Here is a 14671-nt window from a genome sequence, read left to right on the forward strand (position 1 = left end):
CTCAACGGCTCAAGCCGTCAACGCAACTTGTTGCAAGTGGGCGTTGTAATGGCTCAAGTCGGGCACAACTTTGGCGGGCACCTTGGCCAAGTCGTCGTAACGGCGCAAACGCACTGCTTCAGTCGCAAAAGGTTGAGAAATGAAGGCTTCGGCCTCGGCCTCGCTAAACACCCCTCCCTGCTGTTCCAGGCTGTGCTTGGATGCGGGCGACAGATCAGCCCAATAACCAGGATCAATCAGACAAAGATAACGTTTGGCATCCACATGCATGCGGATCGGCTCCAGCACTGCATCGGGAAATAAATTGCGGATGAAGGGCAATGCGATGTATTGGTGTAAATCGTCATGCTCGGTGGTGTGCTCTTTGCTGCCATCACGCTCGGCGGCCAACAAATGCCCCAAGTCGTGCAACAACGATGCCACTACGGTCTCTGGCGTTTCACCCGCTTTTTCTGCCAAATCGGCACACTGCAAAGCATGTTCTAGCTGATTGATGGCTTCCATACCGTATTGGTTCTGGCCACGGCGTTGGAGCAAAGTAAGCACTTCAGGCAAGGTCAAAGACATGCTGCACCTCAGACAAAGAGTTGGCGAATGCGGGACGACACCAGGTCAATCAAACTGACGGTGACGATGATGATGAGCATGACGGCACCGGTTTCGGCGTACTGGAAACCCCGGATGATTTCCCACAACACCACCCCAATGCCACCCGCGCCCACCATGCCCACCACCGACGCGGAGCGCACATTGGCCTCCAGCCGGTAGAGCGTGAACGAGATCCACAGCGGGATGACCTGGGGGATCACGCCATACACAATCTCGTGCAGTGCAGAAGCGCCGGTGGAGCGGATGCCTTCGACCGGCTGCGGGTCAATGGCTTCCACGGCTTCGGAAAACAGCTTGGCCAGTGTGCCGGAAGTGTGAATCCACAAAGCCAATACCCCGGCAAATGGCCCCAGGCCGACAGCCACCACAAACAGCATGGCAAACACCATTTCGTTGATGGCCCGGAATGCATCGAGCACCCGGCGCATGGGTTGGTACACCCACCACGGCACGATGTTGGAGGAGGCCAGCAAAGCCATCGGCACCGCCGTCACCACGGCCAATGCGGTGCCCCAAAGGGCGATCTGCAAGGTGACCAGCATCTCATAGACATACAAGCGCCACTGCGAAAAGTTGGGTGGGAAAAACTCCTTCGCATAGGTGGCCATGTTGCCGGAGTCCCGCCACAGGTCTGCCGGCCGCATGTCGGCACCTTGCCAGGAAGCGGCCAGCAAGACAAGCAAAAGGCCCCAGCCCAAATAACCGAAGAGGCTGCGTCGGGACGCCGCCGATGCAGCGAGAGCCTGCATTTTGGAGTTGACCAAGGTGTGGGACATGCGAATCAATTAAAAATGGGGCGCTGTGCTGCACAGTGATGCAACGCAGCGCCGGTCCAAGCCAAACGAATTACTTGAGTGCGGCCAGTTGTTGGTCGATCTCAGCCAACTTGGTTTTCTTGTCGGCTTCTGACAGCATGGTGTCGGCCTCCAGCTTGGTGCGTTTGCCAAACAGGTCCAGCTGGCGAATGGGCTTGAGCTGGTCGTTGGTCGAGGCCTTGAAGCCCGACAACTTGGAGATCTTCATCACGATCTCTTTTTCACGGGCATCGGTCTTGGCGTAGTTGTAGAAGAAGTTTTTGACCTTGAGCTTGGTGGCTTCAGGCAGGTTCTTGCTCATCACCAGCGGGTCCAGTGCGATCAGCGGCGAAGTCCAAACCACTTTGATGTCCTTGAACTTCTCGGGCTGACGCTCCCGGATTTTTTCCAGGTTTTCGCTGTTGTTGGTGGCCACATCCACTTGCTTGTTGGCTACGGCCAATGCGTTGGTTTCGTGGTTGGCGTTGCGCACCACTTTGAAGGCGGTCTTGGGGTCCACCTTGTTTTGGGCGAACACATAAAAGCCGGGCACCAGGAAGCCCGATGTGGAGTTGGGATCGCCATTGCCGAAGCTCAGGTTTTTGGCATTCTTGAACACATCGTCCAGGCCTTTGATGGGGCTGTCCTTGTGCACGATCAGGTGCGAGTAGTAGCCCTGACTGCCATCTGCGTTGACCATCTGGGCAAAAACTTCACCGTTGGAGCGGTCCACCGCTTCCATGGCGGATTTGTTGCCCATCCAGGCCAGCTGCACCTTGTTGAAGCGCATGCCTTCAATGATGCCAGCGTAGTCCGATGCAAAGAAAGCCTTGACCTTCAAGCCGGTTTGCTTTTCCATGTCGTCCAGCAAGGGCTGCCAATCGGCTTTGAGGTTTTGGCTGGCTTCGGTCGAAATGAACCCAAAGTTGATGTCTTGCGCCATGGCGCTGGAAAGGCTCAGGCCCAAAGCCAGTGCCGAGAGGGTTGTCTTGAACATGTCAGGAACTCCGTTGAAGTTAAAAAGAAAAATCAGGCCGCCTGGGCCATGGGCGTGGGCCAGGCCAATACCGGCGCGGGGTGATGCAATGCAGCTGCTGGCGCTTGTGCAGAAGTCAGCAACTCGCTGCCACTCAAAAATTCATCGGCCTGCATGCCGTACAACTCACGCAGCAAAGCAGGGGTCAGGCTGGCCGAGGGACCGTCGTACACCACCTGGCCCTGGTTGAGCGCAATCACACGCGGGCAATAGCGGATGGCCATGTCCACCTGGTGCAAGGACACCACCACCGTGCGGCCGTCTTCGCGCTGGATGCGGGTCAGGATTTCCATGACCTTGCGTGAGGCCTCGGGGTCGAGCGAAGCGATCGGTTCATCGGCCAACACCAGCTGGGCACCTTGCACCAGCGTGCGGGCAATGGCGGCACGCTGTTGCTGACCACCCGACAAAGTCGAGGCGCGCTGTGCATGGCAATCCATGATGCCGACACGCTGCAAGGCGTCCAGTGCCAATGAGCGCTCATGCTGATTGAACCAACGTGCCAGGCCGCGCCACCAGGGCATGGTGTGCAAACGCCCCACCAGCACATTGACCAGCACAGGCAGGCGGTCGACCAGGTTGAATTGCTGGAACACAAAGCCAACCTGCGAACGGATGGTTCGGATGTCCGACGTGATGCGCCCGTTGCGCTGCACACACTGGCCATTGACTTCGATCAACGAGCCTGACCCGGCATCGGCTTCTAGCAGACCCGCCACCATGCGCAGCAAGGTTGATTTGCCTGAGCCTGATGCACCGATCAAGGCCACCATTTCACCGGTGCCAATGTCGATGTTGATGTCACGCAAAGCGTGCTTGCCATTGGCAAAATGTTTGTCGATGTTTTGGATACGCAGTGCCATGTGAATGACTTTCGGAAGATGTCTATACAAGCGGAGTTTGGACAGGCTGTGTGACAGGCTTTTGACACCTGCGGGAAGCTTGCGTGTCAGTGCATCAAAGCACGCGCTGCCCTTCACGCCAAACGGCACGCACCACCGCATGGCGTTGGCCTTGGGGCATGTCCACAAAGCGCACCTGGATCAGGTCGGCGCGCAGGCCTGGGGCGATTTGTCCCCGGTCTTTCAGGCCGGTGGCCTGTGCCGGGTTGTGGGTGACGGTGGCCACGGCCTGCGGCAAGCTCAGGATGCCGTCATCGACCAAGCGCACCACGGCGCTCAGCATGCTGCCGGGCACATAGTCCGACGACAAGATGTCGAGCAGGCCATGGCGTGCCAGTTCGCCCGCCGACACATTGCCCGAATGCGAGCCGCCGCGCACCACATTGGGTCCGCCCATCACGTTCAGCAGGCCATGCGCGTGGGCCGTGCGTGCAGCCAGCACGGTGGTCGGAAACTCGGACATGCTGGCCCCTTCGGCATGGGCTTGCGCCACATGGGCGGCGGTGGTGTCGTCGTGGCTGGCCAGCGCAATACCGTGGCTGCGGCAGTAGTCCACAAAGTAAGCGCGGTGGGGCTGGGCGTAGCGGTCTTGCAACTCGGCCGACAAAGCCACCTGGCGTTCGAATTTTTCATTCGACCAGCCTTTTTTTCCGGTGTAGTAAACGCGGGCCACATCGATGTTTTCCCACTGGCGCTGACCGGGTGTGTGGTCCATCAGCGAGATCAGCGACAAGCGTGGGTGGTCATGGAAGGGCTTGAACAAATCAATGGTGTTGGGCGCAGGCAACTCGCAGCGCACATGCAAATGATGGTCGGCGCGCAGCAGGTTTTGCCGGGTGCACAGGTCGATGGTCTCGATCACCGGGTCCCAGGTGCTGCCGCGCAGGCTGTCCGGGTCGGCATCGCCCACGCCCAGTGCGTCAAACACGGTGGTGATGCCTGCTGCGGCCACCTCGGCGTCGTGCGCCAGCAACGCAGGCATTTCTGCCCACTGCACTTTGGGGCGAGGCATCAGGTGGCGCTCGAAGTTGTCGGTGTGCATCTCCACAAAGCCGGGCATGAGGTAGTCGCCTTCCATGTCCAAGCCTTCGGCACCCGAGGCGCTGCCCTGGTCCACCGAATGGATGCGCCCGTCCTTCACATGTACGCTGCCTTGCACTACTTCGGTGGGCAACACAAGGCGGGAATTTTTGAAGATGGCGGTGGTCAACACAGCGGCATTCATGCGGCGCTCCTGAACTGGGCCACGTCGACACGGCGGGTCGCCACAGCAGCGCCCACATGCGCGTCATGGAAGATGCCCACCAGCGCGGCACCCCTGCCCACGGCTTCGTGGATCAAATCGATCACGGTCTGGGTGTTGGCCGCGTCGAGCGAAGCGGTGGGCTCGTCGAGCAAAAGGATGGGGCGGGGTTTGATCATGTTGCGGGCAATGTTGATGCGTTGTTGTTCGCCACCGGAAAAGGTGGCCGGAGGCAGGTGCCACAGGCGCTCGGGAATGCGCAGGCGGGTCAGCCACACACGGGCTTGTTCGCGGGCGGTTTCCATCGCCTCGGCCTGTTCGGCCACGTCTTCCATCAAAGGCTCGGCCACCACATCGAGCGCCGATACACGCGGGATCACGCGCAAAAACTGGCTGACATAGCCCACCGTGTCGCGGCGCATGCGCACCAGTTCGCGGGGTGAGGCCTGCGCCAGGTCGAGCACCTGACCGTTGGCCTGGCGCACCTCAATCTGCCCACTGGTGGCGCGGTAGTTGGCATAAATGAGCTTGAGCAAAGTGCTCTTGCCCATGCCCGATGGGCCGTCGAGCACCACGCATTCGCCCGGGGCCACCGACAAATCGACCTGGTTGAGCACCTGCAGTTCGGCGCCATTTTGGTGGTGCAGCGTGAAGCGCTTGGACACCTGTTTCATGTGCAGCATCGTGGGGTTTCCGAAAGGTTCAGGGTTGCAAGACAGAAGACACCAGCAATTGGGTGTAGGGGTGTTGCGGGTCATCGAGCACTTGGTCGGTGAGCCCGGCTTCGACCACACGGCCGCGCTGCATGACCATCATGCGGTGGGCCAGCAAACGGGCCACGGCCAGATCGTGCGTGACGATGACCACGGCCAGTTGCATCTGGCGGGTGAGCTGGCGCAGCAAATCCAGCAAGCGCGCTTGCACCGAAACATCGAGCCCCGAGGTGGGTTCGTCCATGAAGACCAGTCGTGGGCGGGTCACCAGATTGCGGGCAATTTGCAGGCGCTGGCGCATGCCGCCCGAGAAGGTGCGCGGCGCATCGTCGATGCGGGCCGCGTCGATCTCGACCCGCTGCAACCAGTCTTGCGCGGTGCTGCGCAACTGGCCGTAATGCTGCTCGCCCAGGCCCATCAGGCGTTCGCCCACGTTGGCCCCGGCAGACACGTCCATGCGCAGACCATCGGCCGCGTTCTGGTGCACAAAGCCCCAGTCGGTGCGGGCCAGCAGGCGCTGCTGGGCTTCGGTCATGGTGTAAATGTCTTGCAGCTGGCCGTCGCGTCCCAGAAACTCGACCTGACCGGCATCGGGTCGGCTGCGCGCCGCAATGGCGTTGAGCAAGGTGGTTTTGCCCGAGCCGGATTCGCCGACCACGGCCAGCACTTCGCCGGGCCACAGGTCAAAGCTGGCCTCGTGCAGGGCGACGCGCTCGCCATAGCGTTTACCCACGCCACGCACGCGCAAAAGTGGCAATGTGTTGTCCAGAGTGTCCATCTCAAATCCCGATCACAAAACTGAAACCGTGCCGCTGAAAACCCAGCGACTCGTAAAAGGCATGGGCGCGTTCGCGCTTTTGGTTTGACGACAGCACCAGCTTGTAGCAAGCGGCTGCACGGGCCTGCTGCTGGGCGTGCTGCATCATTTGCTGGCCAATGCCCTGGCCTTGCCGGTCGGCGCTGACCACCACGTCTTCGACGATGGCCGATGGTGTGCCCCGGTGCGCCAGGTTGTGCATGATGAGCAAGGCATAGGTACCCACCACTTCACCGCCGCTGGCGGCTTTGCTGTTGTTGCCGTTGTCGTTGTTGCAGGCCACCCACAGCCGGTAGCTGGGGTACTGGCGAAACTGCGCCAACAGCAGCTTGGCCTCATCGGGCGTCAGCACCTGGCCGTCGTCCATGCCCGGCTGGGCGTAAAGGGCCAGCACGGCGGGCAGGTCGTCCTCGGTGGCTTCGCGGATCAGCAGGTTCATGACGCGACCGTTCCCAGCGCTGCGGGGATCTGACTCCCGGCCTCATCCTGCCGAGTCTGGCAGTAGTCTGAATCGGAGCACACATGCATGCGGCCTCCGGCATCGTCGGTGATGACTTCGTCCAAAAAGGAATCGGTGGCCCCGCACAAGGCACAAGACGCTTTCCACTTTTGCACTTCAAACGGGTGGTCATCGAAGGCCAGACTTTCCACCGGCGTGTAGGGCGGCACCGCGTAAATGCGTTTTTCGCGGCCAGCGCCAAACAACTGCAGCGCCGGGTTCATGTGCATCTTGGGGTTGTCGAACTTCGGAATGGGTGAAGGCGACATGATGTAGCGCTGGTTCACCATGACCGGGTAGTCGTAGGTGGTGGCGATGTGGCCATAGCGTGCGATGTCTTCGTAGAGCTTCACATGCATCAGCCCGTATTCGGCCAGGCCGTGCAGGGTGCGGGTTTCGGTCTCGCGGGGCTCCAGTCGCTGCATGGGCTCAGGCACTGGCACCTGGTACACGATGATCTGGCCTTCGGTCAAAGGCTTCTCGGGTATGCGGTGGCGCGTCTGGATCAGCGTGGCTTCGTGCGTACGGGTGGTGGTGTCCACGCCCGCAGTGCGCTCAAAAAAGCGGCGGATGTTGACCGCGTTCACCGTGTCGTCCGAACCTTGGTCAATGACCTTGAGCACGTCCTGCGGGCCGATCACCGAGGCGGTGACCTGGATGCCGCCTGTGCCCCAGCCGTAGGGCAAAGGCATTTCGCGTGAGCCAAACGGCACCTGGTAACCGGGAATGGCCACGGCCTTGAGGATCGCGCGGCGGATCATGCGTTTGGTGCGCTCGTCCAGGTAGGCGAAGTTGACTTCGGGGGCGCTGTCTGGGGTGCGGGGTGCGCCGTTTTCGGGGGCAGCCCATTCAGGGAATTCGCGGGGGGCGTTCATGCGGTCTCCTCGGGGTGCTCGGATGCGCTGGCGGCTTGCGCGCGCATCTTGCGCACCAGCTCTAGTTCGGACTGGAAGTCCACGTAGTGCGGCAGCTTCAGGTGCTGGACAAAGCCCGAGGCCTCCAGGCTGTCACTGTGTGAGAGCACAAACTCCTGCATCTGGGCTGGGGACTGGATGTCTTCACCCAGCTCGTCGGCACGCAAAGCGCGGTCCACCAGGCTCATGGCCATGGCTTTGCGTTCGCTGTGGCCAAAGGCCAGGCCATAGCCGCGTGTGAATTTCGGCGGCTCGGTTTGGCTGCCGCCAAACTGGTTGACCATTTCGCATTCGGTGATTTCGATGTCACCGATCGAGATGGCAAAACCGAGTTCTTCGGGTTCGATCTCCACCGCCACCTGGCCCAGCCGCACTTCGCCGACAAACGGGTGGGTGTGCGAATAACCGCGCTGGGTCGAATAGGCAATGGCCAGCAAAAAGCCTTCGTCGCCGCGTGCCAGGTTTTGCAAACGGGTGGCACGGCCTGCCGGAAAGCGCAACGGCTCGCGGGTCAAGTCGGATGGGGCCGGGTCTTCTGCGGCTGGGGCGAAGGTTTCAATCAGGCCTTCCTGGTTGAGCAGGTCCACCACGCGGGGCACGGCTTCGATGGGTGTGGTGGCCAGTTCCGGTGCGGCGTCAGGCGCGTGATCCAAAGTTTGCGCGTCGGCCAGCAAGCTGAAGTCGAGCAAGCGCTGTGTGTAATCGTAAGTGGGACCCAGCACCTGGCCACCGGGCAAGTCCTTGAAGGTGGCCGAGATGCGGCGGTTCAGCTGCATGTGGCTGGTGTCCAGCGGGCAGGTGCTGCCCAGGCGCGGCAAGGTGGCCCGGTAGGCGCGCAACAAAAAGATGGCTTCCACCAGGTCGCCGCTGGCTTGCTTGATGGCCAGCGCGGCCAGTTCAGGGTCGTACACCGAGCCTTCGGTCATGACGCGGTCCACCGACAGTTTGAGCTGCTGGCAGATTTGGGCCACAGACAGTTCGGGCTGGGTGGTGTCACCACGGCGCTGCGCGGCGAGCAGCTTGTAGCTGTTGAGGATGGCGGTTTCTCCGCCTTTGACGGCAACGTACATGTCAGGACTCCGTGGCGGGCAGGATGCGCGTGGTGCGCGGCAGGCCTGCGATTTGGGTGTTGGTGCAGATGAACACGTCAACTCCCCGGGGGAAGCTGGCGTGGTTGTCGGCCCATTGCTGGTTGAAGTCAGATGGCAAACCGCGCACACGCAAATTGCGTTCAGCCGGAATGCCCGGGCCTTGCAAGCGCCAGCCCATGGCATCGGTTTGCAGGCTGTTCACGTCGAGCACGCAGGTGGCGGACTGGTCGGGGTAAGCGTCGCTGCCTCCTTGCAAACTGGCCAGGGCAGGCAGCTCATCACCTTGCGCCACCCATACAAATTGTGCAACGCGGGCATCGACCACGATGGGGCAGCCGGTGTGAAAGCGCAGCCAGGCGGGTGCATCGCTGCTGGCCAAAGTCGGTGACAACCAGAGCGGGGTATCGGCGTCGAGCAAGCCCAGCAGCAATGCCGCTGCCGCGCAATGGCCTTGCCTGGGCAGTGCGGTGTTCAGCGGCATGTCGAGTGGGCGACCCGGGTGCGACAAGGCATTGAGCGCGACGCGAAACACCGCCTGGCTGCCAAAGGCCTCATGGTCGAATCCGGCCACGATGTTTTGCAGGTCAGGGGCATTCATGCTTCATCTCCTTCGTCGTCACCACCGGCTTCGCGGGCCACCGTCAAAAAGTCCACCTTGGTGGTCTGGACGCGTTCGTGGCGCTGGGCTTGCATTTGTTGCAGGTGCTGGCGCACAGGGTCGATCAGCTGTGCTTCGAGCAAGTCGCGCTGCAAGGGGTCTTGCAGCAAGGCGTCGGCCATGGCGGCCAGTTGCGCCTGGCGGTGATTGCGGCCCAGCACATAGGCCACGCCCACCGGGGCATTGACGTCTGCATCGGTGTCGGCACCGGCCAGCCGCAAGGCGCATCGGGTCACGGTGACTTCTCCCAAGTTGAAACGCTCGCCAGTGCCGCCTGCGCGGCCTTGCACCATCATCAAGCCGGTTTCAGGTTTGCGCAGCCACAGCGGCTTGGTGTGGGTGTGGGCCGTCAAAGCCCCGCTGAGCAAGGGCAAAGGTGCCCGGGCCAGCAGCGCCATCCATTCGGGGCGGGAAATTTTCCGGTCCGAGCCGGCATTGTCAAATGCGTGAAACATCGTTGTGGCACCCTGTCACTTGTCTATACAACTCAAACATGGGTGCCAGCTTAGGCAATCCGTGTGTAGCTTTCATGACAGCCATGACCACTTCATTGACGAGTCCACAGCCCCCCACTCAGGACATGCCCGAGCGCGACAGCTTTTGGTCGCGCATCGCGCAGCAACTGGCCGATGCCATTGGGCAAGGGCACTACATGCCCGGTGAACGCCTGCCATCCGAGCACGCTTTGGCGGAACAGTTTGGTGTGAACCGTCACACCATCCGCCGCTCTTTGGCCAATCTGGGCCAACGCGGCCTGGTGCGCTCCACGCAAGGGCGCGGCACCTTTGTGGAAGCGTTTGCGGTGGACCTGGTGCTGGGCAAGCGCACCCGCCACCGCCAAGGCCTGGCGCAAGCCGGCGTGCGTGGCGGACTGCAAATCATCCAGTCAGAAACCGTGCAGGCCAATGCCGATCAGGCCCAGGCTTTGGACCTTGCTTTGGGCAGCCCTTTGCTTTATCTGCAAGTGCTGGGCGAAGGTGCAGGCCAACCGCTGCATGTGAGTGAGCGTTACTTTCCCCTGCCGCGTTTTGCCCGGCTGTCCAATGTTGTGCAAAGCAGTGGCTCCATCACTGAGGCATTCGCACAACATGGCGTATCGGATTACTTGCGACAGGAAAGCCGCATCAGCGCACGCCTGCCCAATACAGAAGTCGCGGCGCTCCTGAGTCAGACCAGCACACGTCCCGTGCTGCTGGTGACCAGCGTGAACGTGGACACGCAGGGCGTGCCCATTGAATACGCCCGCGCCTGGTTTGCGGGTGACCGCGTGACATTGACGGTGAAACACGATGAACTCTGAACGCCATTCAACACCTTACCGCTGCGCGGTGTATTTCGTGCCCGAGGTCCACAGCGACTGGTGGCAAGCGGGCAGCCATTGGCTGGGGCGCTGCGCGGCGAGCGGCGCATCTTATGCACCGCCCGACATCCATGGCGTGACGCCTGGCGAGTTTCAGGCCTGCACCGCCGACCCGCGCCGCTACGGCTGGCACGCCACACTGAAAGCCCCCTTCGCTCTGGCCCCCGGGCAAAGCCTGGACGCGCTGCGCAGCGCCATGCGGGAACTGGCAGACAGCTTGCCCGCCTTTGACCTGCCGCCGTTGCGGGTGTGTACGCACGGTGGTTTTTTAGCCTTGCGTCCAGATGGCGATACCGCGCACATCAACGCCACGGCGGCGGCCTGCGTGAAACGCTTGCACGGCTTGGCACAACCTTTGAACGCAGCTGAATTGGCGCGCCGCCGAAAAGCCCGCCTCACACCCGAACAAGACCAGCTGCTGTTGGAATGGGGCTACCCCTGGGTGCTTGAACATTTTCAGTTTCACCTGTCCCTGACAGGGCCACTCGATGCGGTCTCAGCCGACGTCCAAACCGCTTTGGTACAAGCGGCGCAGGCACGCTTTGAGTCTCTGCCGCCGTGTCGGTTTGCGCACATCGCCCTGTTTGCTGAACCCCAAGCCGGTGCCGATTTTGAATTGATCGAACAAATGGAATTGCGCGGATGAACCAGCGACTGATTTATGTGATGGGGCCTTCGGGAGCGGGCAAGGACAGCGTACTCGGCTGGCTGCGTGAGCACTTACCCCCAGACCTGCCGGTGCATTGGGCCCAACGCACCATCACCCGACCGGCCCTAGCGGGTGGTGAAGCACACGAAGAGATCGACACTGCCAGCTTTATCAGCTTGCGAGACCAAGGCCAATTTGCAATGGCATGGCAAGCCAACGGTTTGCATTACGGCGTGCGTCACGCCGAACTGCTGGCCTTGCAAAAGGGGCAATGGGTCTTGGTCAATGGCTCACGAGGTCACCTGCTCCAAGCGCAGCAAAGCCATCCAGGGCTGCAAGTGGTGCACATCACCGCCGATCCGGCCACGCTGATGCAGCGCCTGACCGCACGCCAACGCGAAACGCCCGAGCAAATTCTGCAACGCGTTGAAAGAGCCAAGGCCTTTGCTGTGCCACACGAGGCGATACAGATTTTCAACAACGGTGCTTTGGAACAAGCAGGGCAAGATCTGCTGCTGGGTCTCAAAAATCTGGAAAATTGGCCAGTGCGATGAGTGTCCTCAGCTGCAATGGTCAATTTCCGTCAACTTGTGAACGGCGCCATCTGCGCTTTCAAAGCGCTGACTGTGGGCTTTGTTTCAGTCGGTCAACGGTTCGATTCGGCTCGCGGGCAACACCAACATGAACGTGGAGCCTTTGCCCACTTGGCTCTGGATGCGAAGTTCCCCCCCATGGCGCTGGACCACGTGCTTGGCAATGGCCAAACCCAGACCTGTGCCACCGGTTTCACGGGATCGACTGCGATCCACGCGATAGAACCGCTCTGACAAGCGAGGCAGATGCTCAGGTGCAATCCCTGGTCCAGTGTCTTTCACTGAAAAAATGGCACCATCCGCTGTGCGTGACCACGCTGCACGAATCACGCCACCGGCAGGGGTGTAGCGTATGGCGTTGCTCACCAAATTTGACATGGCACTGAGCAACTCAGACCGAACGCCCAGCAATGCCCAATCGGGTGCGGGCTCAAAAATCAGATCGTGAACCGGTCCACGATCATCACCCTCTTGACCAGACAAGACCGATGACAGCGCCAGCGCATCCGAAGTCACACGAGCCATCAAGTCGGGCAAGTTGACCTTTTCGTACAAACCAGGAGGTGAGCTGCCTTCAAGCTGTGACAAGGTCAACAAATCGGCCACCAGGCTTTGCATGCGATCGGCCTGAACAGCCATCAATTCCAAATATTGCTGGCGTTCGCTGTCTTCCATGGGGATGGACTGCAAAGTCTCCACAAAGCCACTGAGCACAGTCAAGGGAGTACGTATTTCGTGCGACACATTCGCCACAAAGTCGCGGCGCATGGCATCGGCCAAGGTCACCGAGGTGATGTCACGACTCAGCAGCAACTGCTGCCCTTCACCATAAGCATGGAGCTGCACCGACAACTTGGGTGTGCTTGACACTGAACTGGCACGGCCATCCATGATCACCTCCGAGTCATGATCTCCCGTCGCGAAATATTTCGAAAAAACGGGATCGCGAACCAAATGGACAATGTGCTGCTTCAAATCACGGCTGATATCCAGCCCCAGGTGGCTGGAGGCGGTGGAATTGCACCACTCAATGCGACCTTGTGCATCCAGCAAAGTCACGCCATTGGGTGAAGCCTGAATGGCCTGCAAAAAATACTGCAATCGCTGCTCTGCAACAGTCACTTGATTTTCGCGTTGGCGCAACAAGCGCTGAATGCGATGAGCAATCTCTGACCAGACGCCTTTCCAGGGCACGGGGGTATGCAAATCAGATTCAGACAACCACCGTTCAATGCGGTAGGTTTTCCAGATCACCCCAACCGCACAGACCAAAACGACCAACAGCGCAGCGAGGGCAGCTTCTGTCAAGCCAGCCCACCACCAGACCGACAAAGCCACCACCAGCACTGAAAAAAACAGCTCAATTAAGGAGACAAGCATTCAAACGCCAACCGTTAAATCGCGGGAGAGCCGGTCATGCGGTAGCCTGCACCGCGCACCGTTTCGATCATGCTGCCTGCATCACCCAGCGACTCTCGCAAGCGCTTGACATGCACGTCCACCGTCCGTTCTTCAATGTAAACGTGATCACCCCAAATTTTGTCTAGCAACATGCCGCGCGTGTGCACACGCTCCGGATGGCGCATCAGGTATTGCAGCAACTTGAATTCGGTCGGGCCGACTTTGATCGGCTTGTCTTGCCAACTGACACGGTAGGTATCCGCATCCAGTTGCAATTCGCCAATCTTCACGGCACCACCAGCGGACTCAGGAACCCGACGGCGAAGAACCGCACGGATTCGGGCCAGAAGCTCACGCGGCGAAAACGGTTTAACGATGTAATCGTCAGCGCCTGCGTCCAAACCAGCGACCCGGTCGGCCTCATCACCACGCGCAGTGAGCATGAGGATCGGAATGGCCTTGGTGCGCGCAGCAGACCTCCAGCGGCGTGCCAATGCCAACCCACTTTCACCCGGCAGCATCCAGTCCAGCAAGATCACATCGGGCAAGATTTCGTCCAGTTCACGCTGCGCCGACTCCGAGTCCATGGCCCAGACGGGTTGAAACCCGTTGTGGCGCAAGTTCACCGAGATCAACTCGGCAATCGGAGCCTCGTCCTCGACGATCAGAATTCTGGGCAGGCTTCTCATTGGAACGCTTTTTCGATGTCCGTCAGGGCCGTGTGGCGTACGTCGGCACCCTTGACCACATAAATCACAAATTCAGCAATGTTCTTGGCATGGTCACCAATGCGTTCAATCGCCTTGGCCACAAACAACAGATCCAGGCTGGCCGAAATGGTGCGGGGGTCTTCCATCATGTAGGTGACCAGCTTGCGCACAAAGCCATTGAACTCGGCATCGATCAGATCGTCTTCTTTGAGAATCACAAGTGCCGTATTGACATCCAGGCGCGCAAACGCGTCCAGTGCTTTGCGCAGCAAATCTGAGGCCAAATCTGACGCGATGCGCAACTCGGAAGAAGGCAGGTTGCGAGGACTGCCTTGCTCCAAAATCTGCTTGACCATGCGGGCAATGCGCTCGGCTTCGTCACCAGCGCGCTCCAGGTTGCCGGTGATCTTGGAGATGGCCATCAGCAAGCGCAAATCGCGGGCAGTCGGCTGGCGGCGGGCAATGATTGAAGCCAGTTCAGCGTCAATTTCCACTTCGAGCGTGTTCACTTGCTTTTCGGTGGCAATGACCTGGTTGGCAACTTCCATGCTGAACTGGGCCAAAGAGTAGACAGCATGGCGTGTCTGCGACTCCACCAGGCCCCCCAGCTCCAGAACGCGGGACGACACGTTGGTCAAGTCGGCATCGAATTGGCTAGAAATGTGTTTTTCCATGGTACTTC

Annotated in this window: 18 protein-coding genes; 3 read left to right on the plus strand and 15 right to left on the minus strand. The window is 60.2% G+C overall.

Annotation, left to right across the window (positions count from 1 at the left end; translation table 11 throughout):
- Positions 1-9 precede the first annotated feature (9 nt).
- From B9Z33_RS14380 to phnG, 12 genes are all read right to left on the minus strand, one after another.
- A complete protein-coding gene (locus tag B9Z33_RS14380; RefSeq protein WP_108287675.1) occupies positions 10-567 on the minus strand; it encodes a phosphonate degradation HD-domain oxygenase in 558 nt (185 codons plus the stop codon).
- An 8-nt stretch (positions 568-575) separates the two neighbouring features.
- On the minus strand, positions 576-1358 hold the full coding sequence (phnE, locus tag B9Z33_RS14385; RefSeq protein WP_108287917.1) for a phosphonate ABC transporter, permease protein PhnE: 783 nt from the start codon (positions 1356-1358) through the stop codon (positions 576-578).
- A gap of 97 nt (positions 1359-1455) precedes the next feature.
- Positions 1456-2400: a phosphonate ABC transporter substrate-binding protein gene (gene phnD / locus B9Z33_RS14390; protein ID WP_108287676.1), complete on the minus strand. Its 945-nt coding sequence runs from the start codon at positions 2398-2400 to the stop codon at positions 1456-1458.
- Between the two features lie 32 nt (positions 2401-2432).
- Positions 2433-3308 (minus strand): phosphonate ABC transporter ATP-binding protein, encoded by an 876-nt coding sequence (gene phnC / locus B9Z33_RS14395; RefSeq protein ID WP_108287918.1) that lies wholly within the window; start codon positions 3306-3308, stop codon positions 2433-2435.
- A gap of 88 nt (positions 3309-3396) precedes the next feature.
- A complete protein-coding gene (locus B9Z33_RS14400; RefSeq protein WP_108287677.1) occupies positions 3397-4566 on the minus strand; it encodes an alpha-D-ribose 1-methylphosphonate 5-triphosphate diphosphatase in 1170 nt (389 codons plus the stop codon).
- Positions 4563-5267 (minus strand): phosphonate C-P lyase system protein PhnL, encoded by a 705-nt coding sequence (gene phnL, locus B9Z33_RS14405; protein WP_108287678.1) that lies wholly within the window; start codon positions 5265-5267, stop codon positions 4563-4565. Before phnL ends, B9Z33_RS14400 begins: the two co-directional genes overlap by 4 nt.
- A gap of 19 nt (positions 5268-5286) precedes the next feature.
- Positions 5287-6075, minus strand: a complete 789-nt coding sequence (gene phnK / locus B9Z33_RS14410) for a phosphonate C-P lyase system protein PhnK (protein WP_108287679.1) — start codon at positions 6073-6075, stop codon at positions 5287-5289.
- A 1-nt stretch (position 6076) separates the two neighbouring features.
- A complete protein-coding gene (locus B9Z33_RS14415; RefSeq protein ID WP_108287680.1) occupies positions 6077-6553 on the minus strand; it encodes a GNAT family N-acetyltransferase in 477 nt (158 codons plus the stop codon).
- Positions 6550-7488, minus strand: a complete 939-nt coding sequence (locus B9Z33_RS14420) for an alpha-D-ribose 1-methylphosphonate 5-phosphate C-P-lyase PhnJ (RefSeq protein ID WP_369916756.1) — start codon at positions 7486-7488, stop codon at positions 6550-6552. Before B9Z33_RS14420 ends, B9Z33_RS14415 begins: the two co-directional genes overlap by 4 nt.
- Positions 7485-8597 (minus strand): carbon-phosphorus lyase complex subunit PhnI, encoded by a 1113-nt coding sequence (locus B9Z33_RS14425; protein ID WP_108287681.1) that lies wholly within the window; start codon positions 8595-8597, stop codon positions 7485-7487. The genes B9Z33_RS14420 and B9Z33_RS14425 overlap by 4 nt, the downstream gene beginning before the upstream one ends.
- Position 8598: 1 nt before the next feature.
- The gene (gene phnH, locus B9Z33_RS14430; protein WP_108287682.1) at positions 8599-9216 is read right to left on the minus strand and encodes a phosphonate C-P lyase system protein PhnH; all 618 of its coding nucleotides are present in this window, start codon (positions 9214-9216) and stop codon (positions 8599-8601) included.
- The gene (phnG, locus tag B9Z33_RS14435; RefSeq protein ID WP_108287683.1) at positions 9213-9731 is read right to left on the minus strand and encodes a phosphonate C-P lyase system protein PhnG; all 519 of its coding nucleotides are present in this window, start codon (positions 9729-9731) and stop codon (positions 9213-9215) included. The genes phnH and phnG overlap by 4 nt, the downstream gene beginning before the upstream one ends.
- A gap of 83 nt (positions 9732-9814) precedes the next feature.
- On the opposite strand from phnG, the gene phnF reads away from it, so the two are divergent.
- Genes phnF through phnN form a run of 3 tightly spaced genes read left to right on the plus strand, consistent with a single transcriptional unit; the run spans position 9815 to position 11839 of the window.
- Positions 9815-10576, plus strand: a complete 762-nt coding sequence (gene phnF, locus B9Z33_RS14440; RefSeq protein ID WP_369916757.1) for a phosphonate metabolism transcriptional regulator PhnF — start codon at positions 9815-9817, stop codon at positions 10574-10576.
- On the plus strand, positions 10566-11282 hold the full coding sequence (locus tag B9Z33_RS14445; protein WP_108287685.1) for a DUF1045 domain-containing protein: 717 nt from the start codon (positions 10566-10568) through the stop codon (positions 11280-11282). The genes phnF and B9Z33_RS14445 overlap by 11 nt, the downstream gene beginning before the upstream one ends.
- Positions 11279-11839, plus strand: a complete 561-nt coding sequence (phnN, locus tag B9Z33_RS14450; protein WP_233252848.1) for a phosphonate metabolism protein/1,5-bisphosphokinase (PRPP-forming) PhnN — start codon at positions 11279-11281, stop codon at positions 11837-11839. Before B9Z33_RS14445 ends, phnN begins: the two co-directional genes overlap by 4 nt.
- 84 nt (positions 11840-11923) lie before the next feature.
- On the opposite strand, the gene phoR is transcribed toward phnN, so the two are convergent.
- The 3 genes from phoR to phoU are packed head-to-tail and all read right to left on the minus strand — an operon-like array spanning position 11924 to position 14663.
- Positions 11924-13258: a phosphate regulon sensor histidine kinase PhoR gene (gene phoR, locus B9Z33_RS14455; protein WP_108287686.1), complete on the minus strand. Its 1335-nt coding sequence runs from the start codon at positions 13256-13258 to the stop codon at positions 11924-11926.
- Between the two features lie 14 nt (positions 13259-13272).
- On the minus strand, positions 13273-13968 hold the full coding sequence (gene phoB, locus B9Z33_RS14460) for a phosphate regulon transcriptional regulator PhoB (RefSeq protein ID WP_108287687.1): 696 nt from the start codon (positions 13966-13968) through the stop codon (positions 13273-13275).
- Positions 13965-14663: a phosphate signaling complex protein PhoU gene (gene phoU / locus B9Z33_RS14465; protein WP_108287688.1), complete on the minus strand. Its 699-nt coding sequence runs from the start codon at positions 14661-14663 to the stop codon at positions 13965-13967. The genes phoB and phoU overlap by 4 nt, the downstream gene beginning before the upstream one ends.
- Positions 14664-14671 lie beyond the last annotated feature (8 nt).

The sequence above is a fragment of the Limnohabitans sp. T6-20 genome (assembly GCF_003063505.1).
Taxonomy (GTDB): Bacteria; Pseudomonadota; Gammaproteobacteria; order Burkholderiales; family Burkholderiaceae_C; genus Limnohabitans_A.